Origin of the sequence: Staphylococcus sp. FSL W8-0271 (assembly GCF_038006605.1) — a bacterium.
GTDB lineage: Bacteria > Bacillota > Bacilli > Staphylococcales > Staphylococcaceae > Staphylococcus > Staphylococcus cohnii.
In genome coordinates this window covers 429,319-453,565 of the sequence record NZ_JBBOVM010000001.1, presented here as the reverse complement: position 1 = coordinate 453,565, position 24,247 = coordinate 429,319, and the positions used below count along the sequence as shown (strand labels likewise).

Here is a 24,247-nt window from a genome sequence, read left to right as displayed (position 1 = left end):
ATCTTCCTTTCTTAATAATTTTCAATTTGTGCATTTAATGCTTCAACTTTATCGTCCCCAATGCCTGGTTGATGAACTTTAATATAATAAGTGATTACTGCACCTATGAAATAACAAATAGCAAAAGCCCATACGACGCCAACTTCGTTGAATAACGGTAATATAAGCGTGGCAATTAATGGTGCAATAAAATTACTCAATCCAGCAGCAAGATTATGTGAAGAAAGTGTAGCACCAATATGATCAGGCTCTAAAGCTGTAAAAATTGCAAAAATAGGTACAAAGGCTGATTGTGTAATACCGAATAATACTGCACATAAAATTGCAATTGCAAACACATCACCACTAAGTATTGGTAAATAATAAAATAATAATGTCGTGATGCCACAACCGATACAACCAAATAACATCACTTGACGTTTCCAACCAATTTTATCAGCAATAATACCCCAAACTACATCACCAACGATACACGTCACATGCATTGTTCCCCATGTCCATAACCAATGTTGCATTGAAAATCCAATAGTTTCCGTGAATAATACTGGAAAGATAATAACTAGCCCAAACAAAGATAATTGATTAATGATGCGTACGATAAAGACTTTAATAATTTCTGGATTCTTATAAACTACGCCGATATCTTTTAATACTTTAGTATATCTTTGTTTAACCGAAAGCGTTATATTCGGCTTTACATCCCGTTTTCCTACAACGATAAATGCAATTAAACCTCCTATAAAAATCCATATTAATGACATCCATAGTGTTCCATTAAAACCTATAAATGGAATAGTGAAACTAGGTAAATAAGTACCAATTACCCCCATTCCAACTGAGAACATTGCCCAAAACCAACCAATTGCTGTGGCTAATCTTGATTTATCAGTGATATAGGTTACCCATACTAAGAAACCATATAAAAACAAAGGATAACCTAATCCTCTAATACCATATAACACTAACATCATAGGCAAATTTTCCATTCATATTCCAAACACTAAAAAAAGCACGTGGAAAATTAACCATATTATTGTTCCTAAAGCCATTATTTTCCTAGGACCGTAAACATCAGATAAAACGGCCGCTAACCAAGAACCCACAACTACCATCACGCCATATACTGTAAACACTAAGGAAGCTTGACCACCAGAAAAACCGATATCAACAATATTTTTTGATAAAAATGCCTGTTCGATCCCATCTCCTGTCATAAAAATAAATATAGCTATAAGTGCAATAAAAATAATTTTCGGGATTCCCATCCATGTTTTTGGACTATCTTTAGAAATTGTAATGTTATTCAAAATATTTCCCCCTTATTTAAAAATATAACTAAAATAAACTTAAACGTTTAAGTTTTAGCGATTAAGTTAACGGGATTAAAATCAAATGATTTCAAAAACCCGTCTTGTTTAAACAATTCATAATACAATATCTACTCCAATGTATATAATCATAACAACAATCAACAAGTATCAGACTTGGAATACATTTTTGTTTTTATCATAATGACTTATCTTTTATAAATGAACAAGATTCACGTATGATTAGTTTTGTATTTAGTTCAATCGAAGAGACATTTTCCCCTTGAATTAGATGATTGATCATTTCGCCTGCGACACGACCTATCTCTTTTGTAGGTTGTGAAATGACAGATAATTTTGGAGTATAAATTTCATTCCAGTAACTATCATCAAAACCAATGATAATCATATCTTGAGAAATTTTTTTGCCACTTTCTTTTATTGCTTGTAAAGCACCTAATAACAATAAATGATTAGTCGCCACAACAGCTTGAACCTGTTTGTTAATTAATGATTTAGTCGCATGATACCCACTGTCAATTTGTGCATCCGTACCCAATTGCTGATTGCTATAATAAATGAGTTGCTCATCTAACTTAATATTATTTTTTTTCAACGCTTGTTCATATCCAGATTTCCGTTCTGACGTTGTGCTTATATCAGGATTCGCTAACAGTAACCCTATATTTTTACAGGTACTATCAATAATTCTCTGAGTTGCATCAAACGCTGCTTTCTTGTTATCCACGCTTATAGAAGGTAAATATGTACCATCTACTTTCCTATCTATAGTCAAGATAGGTGTTTGGCTCCACTCTTTCTTAAATTTTAATTTAGACTTCACTGGAACTAATATAATAGCGCTTACATTTTGCGCGATAAATGTTTCTATCAACGCTTGTTGTCTTAACTCGTTTTCCTCAGACGACACAACAGCTACATGCAATTGATGTTTTTGACATTCGTTGTTTAATTCTGTCAGTATTTCAGTAAAAAAAGGATTTTGATCAGGTACAATAAAAACAATTAAATTAGACTGCCCTGTTTTTAAACTTCTTGCAAATTGATTCGGTTCATAATGCAATTTATCAATTGCATCTAATACTTTCTGCCTCGTCTTTTTACCTAATTCAGTACTTTTGTTATTCAATACATTGGAAACGGTCGCAATTGATACCCCAGCAACTTTTGCTACATCATGAAGTGTAGGTTTATTTTTTTCCATGCCACTCACCTTAAACGTTTAAGTTATTTGCTTCGACTTATTCATGTCAGCTAGATTCATTATATATATTCACCACAATAAATGCAAGCGCTATCATAAATATTGAGATTTTTTCATTTTCAAGTAAATTAAATAGAAACCTATCATTTTATTACTTCAAAAGGCATTTTATTTTCCAAAATAGTGATTTTTCTATCTATACTCATATCCAAAATACGAATTATTAATTCTTAATATCATTTTAACAAACTTTATTTGTAACCTAACTATTTTGTCTGTGTCAGTTGTACAATAACGTTAATCATTTAATTGTGAGTGTAACAAAATAAAGTAAAGGTGATCTTTGTGATAAGCTCTCTATCAATAAAAAATCATTATATGACTGAGTTGGCAAGATGCATAAATGAAATTATTATTTTAATTCCTATAAATAAATCATGTAAAATAAATTTAAATGGATCGATGATAACTATTGATCACGCTTGTATAATCAATAATGCAGACCTTTATCAATATATCGATATTGATAATTTAATAGAACTTAAGATTCCATTACCTTTATTTATAGAAAAAGATAAATCCATCGCTAATGCTTTGTTTGATATCAAACAAATTAAATATATAGAGCAATTTCGAAACTTAGTTTTGCAAAAATTACAGAATCATACTCAAAATAGAAAATGTATGCATCTTTATATATCTAATATTATTGAGTTTTTACTTAAAGAAGCAAAAGTTGATTTAGACGATCAATATCTACCTATTTTGTATACTAAACACCCTCTGGTTCAACGTTTGACTCAATACATACATAAACACATCAATGAACCTTTAACTACAAAACAAGTATCTAATGCTTTTTATATATCACAATCATATATATCTATTTTATTTTCCAAAATATTAAATATGGACTTCAAACAATATACAAGTTCTCTTAAAATTGCATTATCTTTATTTGATTTATTAGAGAAAGAACAAAGCATTTACGACGTCGCATTAAAATATAGTTTCACTAATGTTAGTACATATTCTAAAAATTTCAAATTCTATATAAAGATGCCGCCAAAATTCTATATTCATCAATTCAGAAAAAATGATTTAAATTCACTATACCAAGTTTCGTTAAGCACTCCCAACTTAAGCAAGACTATCAACAAATTATATAATTTTTCTCATAATCAACATATTTCGTCTAATCAAATCGTCTTGAATAAACTGAAGTATACTCAGAAATTTAATATGACACGTACTTTTATCACGTTTAATGATTTACATAAGTTAATCTCATTTAATCAATCTACTTTTTCAATTAATATGCTATCGCTAATTTCAAAACCAAATTTAATTTTACTTCACACTAATTTCGATGATTTAAACAAATTAGACCATCACAATGTATTTGCAGCAATCAAACAATTGCTTATCAAAGGTTTTGAAATAACTTTGAAAGTTGATAATCCATCCTTTTCACAATCAATTGATTACCAAATTATAAAACTATTGACTTCATTAACGCTGCTTAATGAACATATTTCAAATGTTAGTTTACTTATTGAAACAAATCATAAAACATTTAAAAATGACCAAAGATTAATTGATAACTTTAAACAACAGTTCCCCACTATAAAATGTGCGGTTAATGTTGGACATATCTTGGAAAACAGCGGAAACTTTTCAAGATTTCAAAAAAATATTAGTTCATTAAATGCTGATTTTTATTTCATTGATACAGATTGGTATTTACTAAAAAACATTATATCAAGAAACTGGTTCAACGCTGATAATGCTTTTGATACCCATCAGACCATTATGTTATTTTTAAACCAATTACATCCAACTATTGCCAAAAAAGTGGTTTTTAATAATCTCACACATTCCAATTTAAAACATTATTATAAAGATATGTCCATTTCGCCACATATCTTACTGATGCATTTGCTAATTGATTTTCAAACATTAATTGGTGGCTTTGCATTTCCATATTTTTCTGAAGATGATGAACAATTTATGCTGATTAATCATAATTGTAGTACCATGCCAATCGTTCACGTTTTCAGTTTATTAAAACCTTTTTTAAATTTGCAAATTGCTAAATTCCCTTATGGTTTAATTGGTAAATCTAAACATCATTTTCACATACTATTATTTAATAGTTTAAACTATTCAACACCAACATCTGACCTAATTGCAAATATTGTTCATAATTACATCACTGATTTTCCAGTTTACACACGAGTGCTTAACGAAAATCATGGTATCATTTCACATTTGATCCCAAATAACCTGGACTTAAGCGCTATTGATTCCAAAATTCTCGAACAAATCAACAAGGCTAATACTCCACTTTCTAAGTTAACGATGCATAGTTATCATAATTTACTAACTATTACAGTTACAAAATCAGAAATAAAATATATCATGTTTCCGATTAATTCTTGATTTATCAAAAATACATTAAAAACATGACAAACGAGATAGATATCAATAATATCTATCTCGTTTAATTATTTACATCTTGTATTTTTCAAATGATATTAAAAAATGATTGTAAATATTCAATTGTATCGTTGTTAATTTCATATTGCTTTTTTACTTTTCCTTTTTCTAAATGAAGCACTTCATCTGCACAAGCGAGTAACATTTCATAATCATGAGTTATAACTAATACTGTGTGTCCTTCATTTGCCAATTGGTTAATAATTGTACTCATTTCCCGCATATGGTGACCATCTAAACCGCTAGAAGGTTCATCAAAAATCAATATATCCCTTTTCGTTTCTACTGCACTAGCAATAGCTAAACGCTGCTTCTCACCTCCAGATAGTGACAAAGGATGTCTGTCTAGATGTTCAGAAATACTATAGTTTTGCAAACACCGCTTAATTGTCTCATCATTTAAAGTTGGATTACTTAACCTCAGTTCTTCTTCCACACTTTCAGCAAATAATTGATTGTTAACATCTTGAAATACCAAATAAGCTTCTGCAAGACTTTGTTGTGGTGTTACCCACTTTTCTCCAGTATTAATAGTCCCTTTAAATTTTTTTTCGACTCCAGTTAAACAGCGCGCAAATGTTGATTTACCTGAACCATTATGGCCAATAATCGCTGTCACTTTTCCCTTACTGATACTGATATCATCTATATCTAAAGTTAATTTTTGCCTTCTTTTATATCTAAAATAGTAATTTTGTAAACTTAAGTAACCCACTTTATTATTCACTTTAGTTTTTACTTGCAATTGTTCTAATTGTTCTAAATGAATAGCTCTTAATCCTAGCTTTGCTAATTGTTTATTTGATAACTTATTAAATTGTTCATTTTCATAAATTGCACTTATTTTTCCGTCATCCATTATCATAAAACGGTCAGCTATTTTAGTTAAATAGTGTAATCGATGTTCAGCAATAATAATTGTTTTACCTTCCGCTTTCCAAGTTTTGATCATTTGTTGTAACTTTAACATTGTATTAAAATCTAAATTTGACGATGGCTCGTCCAAAATAATCAATTCGTGACCATATACTTGAATAGCACTGCAAGATAGCAATTGTTTTTCACCGCCAGACAAATTAAATATATCCCTATCTAAAAGGTGTTTAAAATTAAACTGTTCAGCGGTTTCTTTGATTCGTGTCATAATCCGACTAGCTGATACACCATAATTTTCAAGTTCAAATGCAAGTTCACTTGTCGTGTTCAAACAAAAAAATTGTGATCTTGGGTTTTGGAAAACAGAGCCACTTTGTTGCGTTAACTCATAAACATCTTGCTGTTGTGTATCTTTATGATTTATTAAAATTTGGCCATCCATATCTCCCTTATAAAAGTTAGGAATAATACCATTAAGCAACCTCGTCAAGGTAGTTTTTCCACAGCCTGAAGTCCCAGTTAAACAAATAACCTCACCATCTTCAATAGTAAGGTTAATATTATTTAATATCTTGCTTTTGCTTTCTTCGTATTTAAAAGATACATCTTTAAATTGAATCATATTCTACCCTCACATTACATAATAAATGATACAAAGTAACAGTATTAATATTAATAACAACCAATCTAACCAACGAATTTTAAGTGAAATGATTGATGTTCGTCTATGCGTTAAATTCAAACCGCGTGTAATTGAAGCAATTGTTAATTCGTTACCAATTTTCACAATACTGTTTAGTAATGGGACAACACGATATTCAACATATTGTATTGGATGTATGAAGGCGATTTTCAAAGTTATACCTCTCATTTTCATAGCATCCTTTATAGCAGCCGATTCTTCTCTAATTGTTGGCAAAAACCTAAACATAACGGCAATTGGAATTGTGATTTTTCTTGACAATTTCATCCGTTCCAATCCTGTTATTAACACTTCAATTTGTGTAGTTTTAAAAATATAATAGCCCATTGCGAGTGAAGGTAAAAAACGTGTTACGATGCCTGAAGGTACAAAAATTAATAATGTAGCAACTTGGTTACCATCAATCGTTACAAATGCTTCTCCATACCACGCTATCACAGTTAAAATCAAAACGGATAACCCTATTGTGTATTTCTTAATACATAATAATAGTAATGCCGGAACAAGTATTATTATTGCTCTTAAATACACTTCAACACCTGTAACGCCACCTGTTAATGCAACTAAAGATATCATCAAGATTAACGCGATTTTTATTCTTGGGTCTAAATTTAATAAATGGGTCTGTGGGATAGTTTGACTATACATTTTAAATCATACCTGTACGTTTGAAATGTTTTTTTAAAATTAATTTTGCTATATAAACGCCAATCCATGCACCAATTATTGTAGTAATAATAATAACTGGTATCATTTCAACAGAAAATAAAGTGGCTACAGTTTTCTCATATTCAATACCGTATTTGTCTTGAATAAAAGATAAATATGAATTTCTCATAAAGTAAAATGGTATAAATGTACCAATAGGCCAAAATGAAAAGAGCATATAGCCTAAACAATTGTATTTCCAGCTTTTATAGTGTTTCATTGCCATTAAGCCATCTGCAATTAATATAACTGGTATACTAAATATCAACGCAATCCATGGATGCCCCATTATAGCTAAAATAAGACTTACAATCGTACCACATATCGTCAATGCTCCAAATTTTTGAACTTTTGATATCAGTAATAGAATAGGTATGCCACCTATTAAACCAACCATTGCAGGAAGCAATAACATGAATATAGGTATAATACCTAAAATGCCAGGAGGTGCTATAAAAATAAAATATATTGCCGTAAAGAGTCCTATATTTATTAAATCTTTAACTTCTATCTTACTATTATTCATCTAAAACTCCCTCTTTACACATAACGATAAATATTAATATTACAAATATACATAACTAAGCTATAACATCATTGTAGACTCAAAATACTATAATTGAAAACAATTATCAATTACAGCGTATTACATAGCTCCTATTATTTATATTATAAACGAAAAACTTCTCAAAAACGAACTATCCATTTCACATTTATATATATTCATTTATCCTCATTTTTCATAAAAATCAATACGTCATTTCTAAAAACAAAGATAATACATATTTATCATCATACCATTCATTTCTCAAGATTATATGTGTTATATTACATTTTTTAAGTGTTATTCAACTTTAAATTTTCAGAATATATTTACAATTTCGAATTTTCTTAGTATATTCATACGTATCACTACTTCATTCCATTTTTAAAAATTAATGAAGTAAACGAAAAATATTTAATAACACCTTTCTCTTTAAACAACGGGATATGAAGTAAAAGGTGTGTATTTAATTTGTATAACTATTAAACCGACTTATATTAAGTAATACATGGGAGGATTGAAATTTATGGAAAAAATGGAGAGAGCCGCACAATTAATCAATGAAGATAGTCAGTATTTTGCGAAACCGGGAAGGATAAAATACTATCCATTAGCTATTTCTCATGGGTATGGCGCAACACTCGTTGATATGGATGGCAATACATATATCGATTTACTTGCGAGTGCTAGTTCACAAAATGTAGGACATGCACCTCAACCAGTGTCAGATGCTATTAAATCACAAGTAGATAAATTCATACACTATACGCCTGCTTATATGTATCATGAACCTTTAGTTAAACTTGCTAAGAAACTCTGTGAAATTGCACCAGGGGATTATGAAAAGCGTGTACTTTTCGGACTTTCTGGTTCAGATGCAAACGATGGCATCGTTAAACTTGCAAGAGCGTATACAGGAAGACCTTATATCATCAGTTTCGTCAATGCTTATCACGGCTCTACATATGGATCATTATCGATGTCTGCCATAAGTTTAAACATGAGAAAAAAATACGGCCCAATGTTACCAGGATTCTATCATATTCCATTCCCTGATAGCTACAGAGGTATGTTTGGTAGTCCAAACGCTAACACTATTGATGAATACCTTGCGCCGCTTAAAGAAATGTTTGAAAAATACGTACCTGCCGAAGAAGTAGCTTGTATCATGATTGAAACGATACAAGGTGATGGTGGATTATTAGAACCAGTCGATGGTTACTTTAAAGCTTTACAAGATTTATGCAAGGAACACGGCATATTGTTAGCAGTAGATGACATCCAACAAGGGCTTGGTCGTACCGGTGAATGGAGTTCAGTTTCACATTATCATATTGAACCAGATTTGATTACATTTGGAAAATCGTTAGCCGGCGGTCTGCCTATGTCTGCAATTGTAGGTCGTGCTGAAATAATGGATACATTAGAAGCGCCAGCACATTTATTTACAACTGGAGCTAATCCAGTGAGCTGTGAAGCGGCATTGGCTACAATTGGTATGATAGAGGACGAAAATTTACTTCAAGCGAGTACAGATAAAGGTGAGTATGTACGTCAACGTATGGATTCATGGATCGAACGATTTAAAGCTGTTGGAGATGTTAGAGGTAAAGGGTTATCTATTGGTATAGATATTGTTTCTGATAAAGAAAATAAGACACGTGATGCGGAAGCCGCATTAAAAATTTGCAATCGCTGTTTTGATAATGGTGTTGTGATTATTGCAGTAGCTGGAAATGTACTCCGTTTTCAACCTCCGTTAGTCATAACGTATAACCAACTTGATACAGCATTAAATGTCTTAGAATCTGCGCTTGAAGATTTAGCATCTGGAAAATTAGACAATTACGACATTGCTGGTCAAGGTTGGTAAAATTGGAGGGATCAATGATGCAACAACAAATAAAACTCACAAATGTTATAAAACTTAGCGGTGCTTACATCGCTTATCTCATAGGTTCTGGTTTTGCAACTGGACAAGAAGTTATGCAATTTTTTGCATCCTTTGGTATATATGGTATATTCGGAGCTTTAGTTAGCGCATTATTATTCTGTTTACTTGGCTCCACTTTAATGATGAAGGGATTTGATCTTCAATTAAAACAGCCAGGCAGAATATTTAAATACTATTGTGGCAATATATTAGGTACACTAATTGAATATTTTACACTTATTTTTATTTTTAGCATTGTTGTCATCATGATTGCTGGTACAGGAGCTGTTGTAGCAGAACAATTCCATCTCCCAAATCTAGTGGGTGTGCTAGGTATGGGCATTGTCGCAATGATTACAGTTATTTTAGGATTACAAAAGTTAGTTGATATTATTGGTACTGTTGGACCGATCATTGTGATATTAACAATTGGTATTTGCTTAATTGTTTTCTTCTCAAATATCGGTAGTTTATCTAATATGCTCTATTTACCAGAAAGCGCTAAAAATTTACAACCAACAACACATTGGTGGCAATCTGGCGGATTGTTTTTCTGTTACAACATCTTAGCAGGCAGTATCTTCTTTTCACAACTTGGTCAACAATCAAATAGTAGAAAAGAAGCTGGTATTACTGGAATTGTTGGAGGCTCTGTGTTGATGTTAACAGTAATTGTAATGATTATTGCTTTATTAGTACATTCTGATCATGTATTTGAATTAGAAGTCCCTGTACTTTATTTAGGTACTACAATTGCACCGTTTATAGCATTTATATTTTCAGTATGTATTTTATTAGGGATTTATTCTACAACTGCACCAATGTATTGGTTAGTTAAAAATGAATTTATGAAGATTTTCCCATCAAAACTTAGCGTTCCTGTAACAGTTGTGTTAGGTATTGTTTTTATTATTTGTGGTACATTACCTTTTGGAGAATTAGTATCCATTATATATCCATTTGTAGGTTATATAGGAGCAATTGTTGTAGTGATCATTTTTGTGCGTACGTTATATAATAATTTCGTCAATAAACGTAGTACATAAATGACAGCCGTTAAAATTCAAAAAAAGGTCCAAGACATCAATTTATGTCTTGGACCTTTTTTATTGGGTTTATTGAAAATAGACTATCTATTACCCACATCATGACCGATTTCTACTGTTTTATCATTTTTATTATAAAGCGCAGCTTGTACACTTCCAAAGTTAGGATCATTACGTTTTTCTTCAATTTCAAAACCTAAACTTTTGAAAATGTCTATATCTTGCTGATCTGTAGCATTTTCGTAAAAGATTTTTCCTCCATCGTTATAAAAACGTGGTTTATCAATAGATTCTTGTAGTGTACCATCGCTACGTAAGTAATCAATAATAACCTCATTGAGCGTAGTCGGAATTTTGTTACCACCTGGTGTTCCTATACCCATGTAATAATCTGGTCCAACTACGATGCTCGGTGAAGTAAATGAGCGTGGTTGCTTATGTTTGGCACCATAGTTTGGACTAGATGGATTAGAAGAGAAGTTACTTAATGAATTATTCATATAGAATCCTTCTTTTACATACTCCCCTGAACCAAAGAAGCTTGCTAACGTATTCGTTGTACTTGTCAACTGTCCATCTTTATCAACAACCACAAAGTGTGTTGTGCTCGTATTATCAATGTTATTTGTATTGAAATTACTTTCAAAATTAATTTCATTTAATCTACCTAACAGGTAATCTTGGGAAAGATATTCATCATAGTCTTCATCTTGCCCATTTACAATATCCCTATTTCGGTACATCAAATCTCTAGATTTTAAAATACCAGTGATATAATCCAAACGATCACCTTGAGCTGCTTGATTATTAGTAGCTTCATCAATTTCTAAACCTTGTAGCATCAGTGATCCTCCTAAAGGATTAGATGCAGCATAAACTTTATTATTTAAATAGTCTGTACTTACTGGCTCTTTTTTCTCTGTTTTATAACTTTGGAAATCTTTTTCTGTCAGTTTGTCATCCGTTTGCTTAGTGATACTTTTACCAACTTTATCATAGAAATAATTAGGCCCGTTATCTCTGATACCTTTTAATGTTTTAGCTAAAGCTGGTTGCTTAATGACATCACCTTCTCTTTTGGTTTGTTCTCCTTCAAAGAAAGGTGAATCTCTATCTACATCTGAACCATATAGTTTCAAACTTCTTTCTAATTCTGAATCAACTTCAAAGCCTTCTTCAGCTAAAGGAATAACATAGTTCATGATTTTCTTTCTATCCATTTTCCCTGCTTCTTTATGAGCATCTTCAAGACCTCGAACGAAACCTGGAACACCAATTTTATCTTTTTGCTTGTAATTAAAAGAAGAAATATCTTTATACTGCCATTGTTTTGGTGCAACATTTTCTTGACCATCGTAAGCCAGCATCGCACCTCCGCCACCTAGGCCAGAAGAGTGTGGTTCAGTTACAGCAAGAGCATATGACACTCCGATTGACGCGTCAACTGCGTTACCACCATCTTTCAATATTTTTTCTCCAACACGTGTAGCAATCGGATTATTTGAAGCTACACCGTAATTTTTATCCGATATGTCTTGTTGATGATCCGCAATTTTATTTTCATATAAATCATCTTTATCATAATTATCCTTTTTTGTAATCATATAAAATGCAAAGGATATGATAATAGTAAGGAGTAATATTACGATGAGCGTTTTTTTATTATAAATACTCATAGCTAAGCTCCTTTAGATAAATATTGATGGTGTGAAGATTTAAGTTCATTTTGTTCATAACGGTCTAAACCTTCGTTCGCTCTAGCGAATACAATTAGTAAGAATATTATCAACACAACTGCAATGATTGTAATACTTACCCAATGATCTTTAATGTTCATACGTATAACCTCCATTCTCTTTTTTAAGATTTATATTGTCACCTTTAATGTTATTTAATAATTTTGTTTCTTCAATTTTGTTAGGTGTAGATTTAGTCAATTTACCGCCCACTGATTTGATCGGCGTAATCATGAATTTAGAATTTTTACCGTTCCAATTCTGTTGGACAGCTAAACCTTGTTTATTCTTTGATAAAAAACCTTCTGAAGTTACATTACCTAAACTATAAAAAATGCTGGCATCTTTATAATTTTCAATTTCCTGAACAACTGTGTTATGTCCGACGATAACATCAGCACCTGCATCTACTAAAGAGTGTGCATATTTTTTTTGCCTTGTTGTTACTGACCTTTCATCGGTTATACCCCAGTCGACATTAACGACTACATAATCATTTTTTTCTTTCAATTTTTTTATTAACGGAACATAAATATTAGGTTCCAAGCTGATGGATGTAGTGTTTTTTAAAGGATCGGTGTAATCAGACTCAACGTCTGTAAAGGAAACATTAGCTACTTTTTTACCTTTTACCGTTTGTTGTACTGTTTTACTGTTGATAGGATTAGAACCATTACCAGTTAAAAAATTATATCCATTTTGAGCCTCAACAGCTTTACTAAAATCTCTTGCTGTAATGTTATCAGTAACTTGATTTATAATATTTAAACTTTTAATATTTAAACTTTTTAAAAACATTACATTTTCTAAATTTTTATTAATATTTGTTTTTCTATCATCTGAAAACTTGGTTAAATTCAAGCTTGCTGTAGAATAATCACTATCTTTCAACATGTTTTCGACAGCACTAAAAGTATCATTAATATTGTTTTTTCTTGTATGTTTGTTTAATTCCACATTACCTAGATATGTTAGCTTAATTTCATCTTTTCCTTTATTCATAGCTTTAACAGGCTCAAAATCCTGATGCTTCAACACAAATACTAACAAAATCAACGCTATAATTAATATCAAGCCGGTATATATGGAATTCCTTCTTTTATGGCGTTTTGTCCATTTCAAAACACGCTCATCGATAGAGAATCGTTTAGATTGCTTCATATATCTGCTCCTTACTAATTAATAAAGCTATAAAAGAATAAAACAATGTATGTAATACATGTTAATAACATACATGTAGATAAAGTAATTACAACACCTTGTTTTTGTATAGTATTTGCAATGATACCTGGTATTACGACGCCAATACCAGACATTTCTACCATCTCAAACGGGGTTAAGGGATAAATTAAGTCAAATACAAATTTTAATACCATTCCGGTTAATATCATTGCAGCAAATTTCCTGCGCCCGTAGAGAATGACAAAGCGACTAATACCATGGTTCACAATAAAATATGTAATGCAACTAATGATTAATACAGATAGTAGCATGATTGGTTGATCAAAAATGAGTGCTAGATATCCTGGTACAACTAATCCAGCAGGACTAATACCGAATTTCTCGGCAAAAATGAGGCTTAAAACGATCCCCACGAATAATGAAAAATATAACTCTGAACCTATCATATTAATGTATCCCTTCTATATATTGTGCGATTTCTTTTCCTGGTCCATGAATATTACCAACACAGAAAATCAAAGCATTGTGTGATTCTGCATAAAGCGCACGTTCAACTTCATTTATATTTTTACCTTCAAAATTCAAATATTTTTTATCGGGTAATTCTCTCATTACTTCCGTAACCATTTGAGTACTTTTTCCAGTACAAATTAATGTATCGAACGGTACATCTTTTATGAAATTCTCTGCAAATTGTCGAGTTCTATCTACCCTATCTGAACGACAATTTAAGATAATCACAATTCTTTGATATGGGTAATTATATGACTCTACTTTATTTAAAATGGCTTTAGTAGACTGTGGCTCATTTGCTGCAAAAGCATTCACATACACGTTAGTTGTATTATTTGCATTAAAGTATTTGACTTCCACAGCACCTACATCAGGTGGCGCATTTAACATCCCCCTTAAAGCAGTATCTCTGTCGATGCCTAATGCTTCAGCTACACCCATTGCAATTGCTACATTATCTGGAAAGACAATATATCCAAATTCTCGTAAATATGATTCTGGTACCTCTTCTTTATCAACAACAATTAATTTTGTTTTACGCCGTTTGGCTACTTTAGCAAAAAATTTAGTATAATCATCCTTCATTACGACGAGGTGCCCTTTGTATGGAATAGTTGCTGTAAATGCTTGAGCAACCTCATCTAACGTTGGCCCTAACACATCCATATGATCTTCCATTACATTAACAATGACGCCAATATTCGCTTTCACTAAATCTTTTTGGAATGTAATTTGATAGTCTGGATTAACTGCCATACACTCATTAACTAATGCATTAGCTCTTTGCTTCACAACTTTTCTGACGATATCACGTTGTTCACCTATATTTGCACCTTGAGGTTTTCTATATACAGGATATTCTCTCGGTGTGAACCAATACATCATGCGTGCATCTGTACCAGTTGTTTTACCAATCACGCGGTATTTATCTTCCCGCAAAATACTGTAAATCAAGCGTGTAATCGTTGATTTACCTCTAATACCATTTATATTAATACGTATAGGAATCTTTTCTAATCTGTCAGAATGTCTTCGTTTTTCGACGATTCCTAACCATAGAATTACACCTATACAAATTATGATTAGTAGCAAACTCTGTCCCTCTTTTCATCTGCGTATTTATTAATTGCGTGCAAAGATCATTAATCTAGTGAAAATATCTAGCACAACAAATGGCCTTTGTGTATAAACAAATCTTTATACCTTTCAATACTGACATGCTACCACGTAGTTGTTGATTTTATATAAAGTCTATAAATTAACTGTTAATTGAATGTAAATACACATTTACATTCAATGTAAAATTATATTAAAGGTTAAATGAAATACTTTCATATCAACGTTATTCATTTTTCTTCAATAAAAAAATTTAAGTAAAAAATTTTTTTAAAAATTTTTCATCAATTAATAATAAAGGTTGAAAACATGAAATATAATATTTACTTGAAATTTACACATTATTAAAATTCGAATGTTATCTTAAGGATGAAAGGAATTAAAGATACTCTAGGAGGATGGACATGAGCAAACCTGTAAAGCTAACTGTTTCGCTTTATCTCATTATTGTTGCACTTATAACTTGTGGTTATTTAATCATGATTTTAGTAGGTAGCTTCCAAGGTAATGATATGCGTGGTGCAGTACTTGATACAGATAATACAAGACATATTGAAAATGTAGATGAGACCAAAAATACTTCAAAACCTTCTGAACCATCTACACAAGAAAACCGCTCTATCCCTAAACATTTGCAATCTAAACACATGACTCAACCAACAATCAATCAATATAACACGATAAAAACATGGTCTTTAGATAATGATGCATCTAAAAACCATGTTTAACTTTTTGTAAACTATTTTTGACAATTTGTTCAAAATCTCATTATTATGCACTTTTACAAAGGGGTATAATTTCAAAGCGTCTGAATTTTCAGATATAATAAAGATATTAGCTTTCTTATTATATCTGAAATGAGGTTTTTACTATGAGTAAATTTACTGATCAAGAAAAAATTCAAATATTAGAAGACTTGATTAGCATTAAATCAGTTAATGACAATGAAATCGAAGTTTGTGAATATCTGCAAAAGTTATTAGCAGAACATGACATAAAATCCGACATCATTAAAATTAACGACAGTCGTGCAAATTTAGTTGCTGAAATCGGTAAAGATGGCCCAGTATTAGGTATCTCCGGTCATATGGATGTTGTCTCTGCGGGCGATGAAAGTAAATGGACGTATGATCCATTCAAACTTACTGAAGTCGATGGTAAACTATACGGCCGTGGCTCAGCTGATATGAAATCAGGTTTAGCAGCATTAGTAATCAGTATGATAGATATTCATGACCAAAACTTATTGCAACATGGGAAAATTCGTTTACTAGCAACTGCTGGTGAAGAAATCGTAGGTGAAGGCGCAAAAGCTTTTCAAGATAAAGGATATATGGATGATGTTGATGCACTAGTGATTGCTGAGCCTTCTCAAGATCGAATTATTTATGCACATAAAGGATCAATGGATATTCGTGTCACTTCCCGTGGTAAGGCATCACACAGTTCTATGCCTCAACTAGGTTTCAATGCAATTTCACCATTAGTAAAATTTGTTTATAAAGCTGATGAAGGCTTTGAAAAATTCACTAAAAGTAATGATTTATTAGGCAATGCAATTATGAATGCCACAATTTTCAACGGTGGTAATCAGGTGAATTCCATTCCTGAACATGCTGAATCTGAATTTAATATTCGTACGATTCCTGAGCATGATAACGAACAGTTCATTTCATATTTCAATGAAATCTTAAAACAAGTCGAAACTGAACAAACGGATATTGATATTGACACATACATGTCTAGACCACCTGTTTATACTACAGGACAAAACCAATTAGCTGAACTTGCTGTTGAAATGGGAGAAAAATATTTAAATACAACATTACCAACTGAAGCTTCACCTGGTGTTACCGACGCGTCTGATTTACTAGTAGACAAAGATGAAAACTTTTCATTTATCATGTATGGCCCTGGGGCTGTAAGTCAAGCACACCAAGTAGATGAGCACGTAGAAAAGGATATATATCTGACATTTGTTGATTTATTTACAGATTTCTTCTCAACTTACCTAAATAATTCAAACTAAGTATGATTATAAATCAATCATAAATACAATTTTGATAAAATAGTATAAAATCAAAAGACTCTGGGACATAAAGTTCTGAGACAAGTAAAAACAGACAATTTCTATTGAAAAAGTATAGAATTTGTCTTTTTCATTATTGTTTTGATCATAGTTATCTCCTTAATCTACTACTTTCTTATATCAAGTGCTATTAAGTCAAAACCAAGTTCACTTTTGACGTGTTTGTTTTTCTAACCTATACTACATTTTTCGAATTCAATAATGTTACGCATTGGGGAGAGACGCTTGAGGAAATAGAACAAGTTGAAGACTGTAGGTTGAATCCGTCCCCAAAGAAAGCGAACCAACAATAAAAAATATTGAATAAAAAAAGAAGCATTCAGATGAATTGAATTAAATCATCTGAATGCTATTTTTCTGAGATTTATGTTTTATACTCTTTATCGCGTTAGAACGTGATTATATCAGTCTATAATTTTTTTCAACTTATTGATAAATTTTTTTCTTTCAGGAATTGGAAAGATAGGATGAATATGAAATAACTGGTATCCTGGGATAAAGTTATGATCAATACCTTGAGCATTTAACGCTTGTGATAATTTAACCGCATCAGGATAAAGCGTTTCTTTTGTGCCAATTGAAATAGTCATTTTTCCTAATCCATTGAATGCTCCGTAAATTGGTGAAACTCTCCAATCCGTTAATGACAGTTCACCAGCCCATAAACTAATTAAATATTTACTGCCCTCAATCCCTAACATTGGATCAACTTTTTCATAATTGTAAACTTCAGGATGACTAAATGTACCATCCAGTACTGGTGAAATCATCACAATATCACTTGGTTGTGACATATTCACTGTTTTCAAATACTGTGCAAAAGATAATGCAATTTGGCCTCCAGCCGAATCTCCCATGATAACAACACGTTCTGAACTCACTTTTTGTTCTAATTCACGTCTATAAATCACTTCTAGTAATTCGAAAGTTTCTTTATATGTGGCATGCGGAATTTTAGGATATATTGGCATTATTACTTTTGCATCAATAGCTGTTGCCAACATATCTATATATTCAAAGTGATATGGCAGTGGATCTTGGAACCACGCTCCACCGTGAATGTATATCACTACTTTTTGTTGACGATCTTCTTTATCATTCACAATATAATTGGTTACATTGTGAATTTTTTTAGTATAAACAGCATTGTCAAAGTGATAATTCGTACCTTCATACTCGCCTTGTGTTTGTGCTTTAACAAATTCAAGTGCTTTTTGTGCGTTTACTTTCTTTTCAAATGGTTGTTTCATCTTTGTTGCTCTAATCATTATTTCATACAAAAAGCTTTTATAACTACGTTTTTCTATAAGCTTAGCGTACAAATATGAAGCTATCACACTAACACTTGCAATGCTTACTATTCTTTTTAGCATTTCATATTACCTCCAGTGAACAATTAATTCGTGATTATAGAGTTAGTCTCAACAATAAGATAAACTCTATATTGTGCTTCATCCATAAGTTTATTAAAGCACTTAAACATCACACACAAGCTTGCCATGCTCAAATAAGTTGTATAATTAGTGCATTTCACACATCAAAAAATAGCAAGTAATCCTTTTAAGAACAAGCTATAAAACGCCTTTTGGATACAATTTTCCAAAACTAGAGCGAAGTTGAATTATAGTTAACTCATTTTATTAATATGTATTGTACATTTCATTACGAAATGATGTAATGTTAATTTGTATTAGGTTAGCTCTCGAGTATATCTGAATCTATTGAAAATGATTGGTTTATCATCATTGACATATATAATTCATCATAAAAATTTTGATCCATATAAATAGATTCATGTTTGATACCTTCAATTTTGAATCCTAATTTCTCATAAAATTTAACTGCTGGAGTATTAGTTGTAATGACAGTTAATTCTAGTCTTCTTAACCCCTTACGCTCAGCCCATTTTATTGTTTCTTGAAACATCTTTGTTGCTAACCCTTGATGATGTTTTTCGTTTATCACTCCGGTTACAATATAACCGATATGCTTGATTTTTGCTAATCTACTAATATGTACAGATAAATATCCTAGAATGTCATTTTCATCAGTTTTAACACCAATATAGAAGTTGTGTTTAATATCATCAACGAATCTATCTTTATTAAAACTTCTTTCATCAGGTAAATAGAGCATGTATTGTGTCTCTTGATCAATCTTTTTCATGCAAGTATACAGCGCTTCAGCTTCATTCGGACATATTCTTTCTATGCGCATAAATACTCCTCCCCAATTCAATAGATTAATCTTATCATACATTATTTTTATTATATATGATACTTGTGTTTTAATTTACCTCATTTTTATTTTAGACAATTTACTTTTAATTATAAATTTTTAAAAATTGAAACATCCTATTATTAGTATTACTTTTATGTTAATAAACTAACAACAGGATGTCTAAGTACTTATAATTCAACACTATTTCATATTCATTTATGATTTTAAACTTTCATACATCATGGATAATTGGTGTTCTATTTGTTGCATATCAATAAATCTACCTTGGCGATGCATTTCTTTACCGTTGAGAAAGATCAAATCAACCGGCACTGTAAAGATAGATAATTCACCAGCTATTTCTTCTATATTACTTTGATTAATCACACCTAATGGTATGCCTGGGAATTCACGCAACATGTCCTCAATTTGCGGCAACACCGCATGGCAAACACTGCAATTATCTCTCATTACATGAATGACTACGAGCGGTTGTTTGTTAATAAATGAATGATATTCATCCATGGAAGTTAATGTTTGAGTCATATAGAACACCCTCCTTAATTATAAAGTGTTTAATATTATGCACCATATATAGCATGCTTCGCAATTTATATGCTTTCGACTACCAAATGTGCACGTAATCATCATATCTAAATATATTTACAAATCATTATTGAAATTTGGCAGTAATCGTTGAATACGCGTTCTCGTTTCTTCAGTATAACCTTGTAGCCCACCTGTATGAATAAACAAAATTGTTTGTTGATCATCATATTTTCCTTCTTGAATTTCTTTAACCATACCTCTAAAAGCTTTTCCTGTATAGGTTGGATCTAAAACAATACCTTCTTGTTGTGCAATATCAATATAAAATGCTAATTCTTCATCAGTTGCTTGTGCATAACCTAATCCAATATAACTATCATTAATGGTAATTGTATCGAATGTATCTATGCTTTCATCTAACTGTTTAATGATTGTTTGCACTTTATTTTTAAAGGCTGCTGCACTTTCATTAACTGCATATCCAATTATCTTTGTAGGTAGGTTGTGACTGTGTTTACCAAACCATAAACCTGCATATGTGCCACCTGACCCTACAGCTACATTAATAGAGTCAAAATGACAACCTAATTCAGCCTCTTGTTCTATAATCTCTTCAAAAGCATTGATATAACCATGCGTACCTATCCAATCTGATGCGCCAGTTGGTATCATAAAAGGTGTTTTGTTTTTATTTTCTAGTGTATGGCTCAATTGTGCCATCGCTATTTCTCGAGACTGATCGTCGTCAATCACATGTACATGAGCACCAAGCATAGCATCTAAGAATAAATTACCTTCAAAAGATTTCATTGTACCTTTTAACACGAGATGACATTCAATTTGATATTTTGCACATAGTGCTGCTGTTGCTCTAGCATGATTAGATGTGATTGCACCTGTCGTAATAATCGTATCATAGCCATGATCAATTACATATTGTATCGTATACTCTAACTTTCTTACTTTATTCCCTGATATTTCAGTGCCAGTATAATCATCTCTTTTAATATAAATTTCTTTGCCCAAACGTTTACTTAAGTGTTCTAACTTATGAATAGGCGTGGGTAAGTTGGCGACATCTAACTTTTTATTTAACATTATTTTCAACCTCCTGCGTCAATATTTCTTACACTTCTGGAATAAATACGCTTGCCTCGCTATCCCTAGGATAATAATAACCATTTGGTATCGTTTGCAACTCAATTAAACTCCCCCAAGGAGTTTTAACATATACCGTTCGATTACCATCTGTATCTTCATATTTTGTATTACTATGCGGTTCAGAAATAGGTTGTCCCCCAGCTTGCTTGATTTTATTAAACGATGCTTCAAAGTCATCCACGTAAAATGAAATATGTGTATAACCTATGTCTTGTAAATTTACAGCGCTTTTTTGATTTGCATATACAAATTCAAACATCTCTATATTAGGTCCATCATTGAACACCATCATTCTCTTTTTAACGATTTCAGCGCCATTCTCCAATCCCAATACATGTTCAACAAATTGACCACCTCTAGGTTCATCCATTTTAGTTTGACTATCATAAGCAATACGACCATCTAAAGCTTCCTTAAAAAAAGCAGTTGCTATTTCAATATCAGGTACAGTTAAACCAATATGATTAATACCTCTAGTCATCAAGTTGTAATCCCCCTTATATATCATTTTTCGTCTGCTTTATATCATAGCTAATATCAGTCAATACACTAAGTTAACTAACAATTGTCTGTGACTTGGACACACCAAACACCGTTAAGCATGTTCTATACAGACAATCAATCTAACATTTAATTACTTTCAGCCAAGTCAAAATGATTTTTCAATAAAATATATCGATTCATATCCTGATATTTTTCACCATCAAACATGTCTTGAATATCAGTTGCGACAAAATGAAAACCTGCATTTTCTGCAACTTTGTTACTAGCAATATTTCTTACGTCTGCAATAATCGTGAGTTTATTCAATTCTAAAATTTCAAATGCATAATGACATATAAACACCACACTTTCCGTCGCAATTCGCTTCCCTGTATATCCTTTCGCCAGCCAATAACCTATTTCTGCTTTTTTATTTTTTAAATCGATTTTATGTAAATCTATTGTGCCAATCAATTTATCTTCATAATAGATTAGAAATAATTGACCTTTACTTTCAGCTTGATGTTGTATCATCATTTTCAAATATGATTTTTCTGCATCTACAGTGAGATCTTCGGTAATAAAATCTAAAAATCTCGATAAATGTGTAAAATTTTCTTGAATGGTTTCAAATAATGACTCAGCCATTCTAAGGTCTGGTGGTCTTAATGAAACATTTGGCAGTATTTCTATAAACGGTCTATATTGCATTGTCTCACCTTCTATAATTATGTCTTATACCATATCTTATTTGTAATTTCTGAATATTTCAACACTTTAATGATTAAATAAAAAATAGGAGCATCTCAGATATCTAATTAATCCTTTAATATCCGAGACTACTCCTAATAACATGAATTTCAAGCTAGTATAATGACTTAGCAAATCACTACTTAATAACCTATTATCAAGGCAATAGACATGCCAATACAACATATGATTACCCATACTAAAATTAATTTCCAAGCAAATTTAAGCCACTGAGTATAAGATATTTTTCCAACAGCTAAAGCACCCATTAAAATTGCAGAAGTTGGAAATAAGACATTACTGATTGTATCTCCATATTGAAACGCAAGTACAGTAACTTGTCTATTGATATGTAATAAGTCCGAGATTGGTACCATTAATGGCATGGTAGTTAATGCTTGGCCAGAACCTGATGGTATAAAGAAATTCAAAAAGAATTGTAAGACAAACATCGCGATGATTACTGCCGAAGAAGGTACATCTGTAAGCAAGGTTGTCATGCCATGTACGATGGTATCTATGACTTGGCCATTTTCTAAAATGACAATAATACCTTTAGCAAAGCCAACAATCATTGCCCCAAACAAAATATCTTTCATACCTTCTATCATTGCTTCAAATGTACCGTTGATGCCCAATCCTCCTATGACACCTGCAAGTAAACCTGCCAATAAGAAGTTCGCACTCATCTCGTTAAAGGACCATCCATAATTAAAAATACCAAACACATTTAATACGATTGCTGCAACAATGAGTAATAAACCAACTTTTTGTCGTTTCGTAAAACGTGGCGTATCCATCGTTTCCGTAGATTGTCCTTCAACTTGTTCCAGTTCGTAAACAATACTTTTAGACATATCTTGTTTCACTTTACGTGCATATATCATCACTGTTGTAATAGCTGCCAGCAAGATAAAGATGTAAATAATTGAACGCAAGCCCCAACCTGAAAATAATGGTAACTCCGCTACAGATTGTGCAACACCTACAGTAAATGGATTTAACATACCACCAATAAAGCCGCTTGCTGCTCCAAGTATAACCATTGCCGCTCCAGTCAACGCATCATATCCTAATGTTCTCGCTATAATAATTCCAATGGGAACAAAGATAATCGTCTCTTCTGCTAATCCTATTGAAAAACCTAGTATAGAAAATATCGTCATAGTCAAAGGAATCATCAATACTTTATAAGATCCTAAAGTGCTCATTGCTTTATTCACACCATTTTCAAATGCACCTGTTTTATGGACAATACCGAATGCGCCACCCACTAAGAAAATGTAAAATACAATTTCACCACCGCTTAGTAATCCTTCTGGTATTGCTCGAAATATATCAAAAAATGAAACGCCATGTTGTGATACTTCTTGATATGAACCAGATATAACCAATGTTTGTCCATCTTTTTTTTCGCGTGCATATTCCCCAGCTGGTATTAAATATGTCAGTAAACTTGCCACTACAATGATAAATAATAACAATGCATATGTATGTGGTGTTTTAAATGTTATCTTTTTAAAAATTGATTTGAACATTTTAAATATCCCCCATTAAATGGTTTTTAATTGAAAAAATCATAATCTAAAAAATAACCTAATCAATCA

General features: G+C 31.7%; 21 protein-coding genes and 1 pseudogene. 5 read left to right on the top strand and 17 right to left on the bottom strand.

Translation table 11 applies throughout. From position 1 onward, the window contains the following. Positions 1-11: 11 nt before the first annotated feature. Both NST87_RS02110 and NST87_RS02105 read right to left on the bottom strand, forming a co-directional pair. Positions 12-1,265 (bottom strand): annotated as a pseudogene (locus tag NST87_RS02110) (MFS transporter). Positions 1,266-1,506: 241 nt separating this feature from the next. After that, positions 1,507-2,532: a LacI family DNA-binding transcriptional regulator gene (locus NST87_RS02105; RefSeq protein ID WP_019470039.1), complete on the bottom strand. Its 1,026-nt coding sequence runs from the start codon at positions 2,530-2,532 to the stop codon at positions 1,507-1,509. A gap of 462 nt (positions 2,533-2,994) precedes the next feature. On the opposite strand from NST87_RS02105, the gene NST87_RS02100 reads away from it, so the two are divergent. Then, the gene (locus tag NST87_RS02100; protein ID WP_126116934.1) at positions 2,995-4,974 is read left to right on the top strand and encodes a helix-turn-helix transcriptional regulator; all 1,980 of its coding nucleotides are present in this window, start codon (positions 2,995-2,997) and stop codon (positions 4,972-4,974) included. Positions 4,975-5,059: 85 nt separating this feature from the next. Here NST87_RS02100 and NST87_RS02095 read toward each other — a convergent pair whose 3' ends face one another. The 3 genes from NST87_RS02095 to NST87_RS02085 are packed head-to-tail and all read right to left on the bottom strand — an operon-like array spanning position 5,060 to position 7,844. After that, entirely contained in the window at positions 5,060-6,529 is a 1,470-nt protein-coding gene (locus NST87_RS02095) for an ABC transporter ATP-binding protein (protein ID WP_340721272.1), read from the bottom strand. Positions 6,530-6,538: 9 nt separating this feature from the next. Beyond that, positions 6,539-7,258, bottom strand: coding sequence for an energy-coupling factor transporter transmembrane component T (locus NST87_RS02090; RefSeq protein ID WP_040029765.1), 720 nt, complete (start codon positions 7,256-7,258; stop codon positions 6,539-6,541). A gap of 1 nt (position 7,259) precedes the next feature. After that, complete coding sequence (locus NST87_RS02085) at positions 7,260-7,844, bottom strand: MptD family putative ECF transporter S component (protein WP_019470035.1); 585 nt, start codon at positions 7,842-7,844, stop codon at positions 7,260-7,262. 553 nt (positions 7,845-8,397) lie between these two features. Here NST87_RS02085 and NST87_RS02080 point away from each other — a divergent pair. Both NST87_RS02080 and NST87_RS02075 read left to right on the top strand, forming a co-directional pair. After that, positions 8,398-9,735 (top strand): aspartate aminotransferase family protein, encoded by a 1,338-nt coding sequence (locus tag NST87_RS02080; protein ID WP_026034833.1) that lies wholly within the window; start codon positions 8,398-8,400, stop codon positions 9,733-9,735. A gap of 14 nt (positions 9,736-9,749) precedes the next feature. Beyond that, complete coding sequence (locus tag NST87_RS02075; RefSeq protein ID WP_230620673.1) at positions 9,750-10,841, top strand: YkvI family membrane protein; 1,092 nt, start codon at positions 9,750-9,752, stop codon at positions 10,839-10,841. 83 nt (positions 10,842-10,924) lie between these two features. On the opposite strand, the gene NST87_RS02070 is transcribed toward NST87_RS02075, so the two are convergent. From NST87_RS02070 to pgsB, 5 genes are read right to left on the bottom strand one after another with little or no spacing between them, the layout of a single operon-like run. Beyond that, complete coding sequence (locus NST87_RS02070; RefSeq protein ID WP_019470032.1) at positions 10,925-12,517, bottom strand: gamma-glutamyltransferase; 1,593 nt, start codon at positions 12,515-12,517, stop codon at positions 10,925-10,927. 2 nt (positions 12,518-12,519) lie between these two features. After that, complete coding sequence (locus tag NST87_RS02065) at positions 12,520-12,678, bottom strand: hypothetical protein (RefSeq protein ID WP_019470031.1); 159 nt, start codon at positions 12,676-12,678, stop codon at positions 12,520-12,522. Next, positions 12,668-13,738, bottom strand: coding sequence for a CapA family protein (locus NST87_RS02060; protein WP_040029764.1), 1,071 nt, complete (start codon positions 13,736-13,738; stop codon positions 12,668-12,670). Before NST87_RS02060 ends, NST87_RS02065 begins: the two co-directional genes overlap by 11 nt. Positions 13,739-13,752: 14 nt before the next feature. Next, positions 13,753-14,205 carry a poly-gamma-glutamate biosynthesis protein PgsC gene (gene pgsC / locus NST87_RS02055; RefSeq protein ID WP_019470029.1) on the bottom strand — a complete coding sequence of 151 codons (453 nt, stop codon included), beginning with the start codon at positions 14,203-14,205 and terminating at the stop codon, positions 13,753-13,755. A 1-nt stretch (position 14,206) separates the two neighbouring features. Next, positions 14,207-15,364: a poly-gamma-glutamate synthase PgsB gene (pgsB, locus tag NST87_RS02050; protein WP_019470028.1), complete on the bottom strand. Its 1,158-nt coding sequence runs from the start codon at positions 15,362-15,364 to the stop codon at positions 14,207-14,209. Positions 15,365-15,792: 428 nt separating this feature from the next. On the opposite strand from pgsB, the gene NST87_RS02045 reads away from it, so the two are divergent. Together NST87_RS02045 and NST87_RS02040 are read left to right on the top strand one after the other, a co-directional pair. Beyond that, positions 15,793-16,116 carry a hypothetical protein gene (locus NST87_RS02045; protein ID WP_019470027.1) on the top strand — a complete coding sequence of 108 codons (324 nt, stop codon included), beginning with the start codon at positions 15,793-15,795 and terminating at the stop codon, positions 16,114-16,116. Between the two features lie 143 nt (positions 16,117-16,259). Next, on the top strand, positions 16,260-17,417 hold the full coding sequence (locus NST87_RS02040; RefSeq protein ID WP_019470026.1) for an ArgE/DapE family deacylase: 1,158 nt from the start codon (positions 16,260-16,262) through the stop codon (positions 17,415-17,417). A gap of 464 nt (positions 17,418-17,881) precedes the next feature. Here the strand turns inward: NST87_RS02040 and NST87_RS02035 are convergent, their stop codons facing one another. The 7 genes from NST87_RS02035 to NST87_RS02005 form a co-directional block, all read right to left on the bottom strand. Further along, the gene (locus NST87_RS02035; protein WP_019470025.1) at positions 17,882-18,850 is read right to left on the bottom strand and encodes an alpha/beta hydrolase fold domain-containing protein; all 969 of its coding nucleotides are present in this window, start codon (positions 18,848-18,850) and stop codon (positions 17,882-17,884) included. A 322-nt stretch (positions 18,851-19,172) separates the two neighbouring features. Further along, positions 19,173-19,694, bottom strand: a complete 522-nt coding sequence (locus tag NST87_RS02030; RefSeq protein WP_019470024.1) for a GNAT family N-acetyltransferase — start codon at positions 19,692-19,694, stop codon at positions 19,173-19,175. Between the two features lie 219 nt (positions 19,695-19,913). After that, complete coding sequence (locus NST87_RS02025) at positions 19,914-20,243, bottom strand: thioredoxin family protein (protein ID WP_019470023.1); 330 nt, start codon at positions 20,241-20,243, stop codon at positions 19,914-19,916. Positions 20,244-20,360: 117 nt separating this feature from the next. Beyond that, entirely contained in the window at positions 20,361-21,344 is a 984-nt protein-coding gene (locus tag NST87_RS02020; protein WP_040029759.1) for a D-cysteine desulfhydrase family protein, read from the bottom strand. A 28-nt stretch (positions 21,345-21,372) separates the two neighbouring features. Further along, entirely contained in the window at positions 21,373-21,888 is a 516-nt protein-coding gene (locus tag NST87_RS02015; protein WP_019470021.1) for a VOC family protein, read from the bottom strand. Between the two features lie 149 nt (positions 21,889-22,037). Further along, positions 22,038-22,601: a GNAT family N-acetyltransferase gene (locus NST87_RS02010; protein WP_019470020.1), complete on the bottom strand. Its 564-nt coding sequence runs from the start codon at positions 22,599-22,601 to the stop codon at positions 22,038-22,040. A gap of 182 nt (positions 22,602-22,783) precedes the next feature. Then, positions 22,784-24,178: a YfcC family protein gene (locus tag NST87_RS02005; protein ID WP_071562137.1), complete on the bottom strand. Its 1,395-nt coding sequence runs from the start codon at positions 24,176-24,178 to the stop codon at positions 22,784-22,786. Positions 24,179-24,247: the final 69 nt, after the last annotated feature.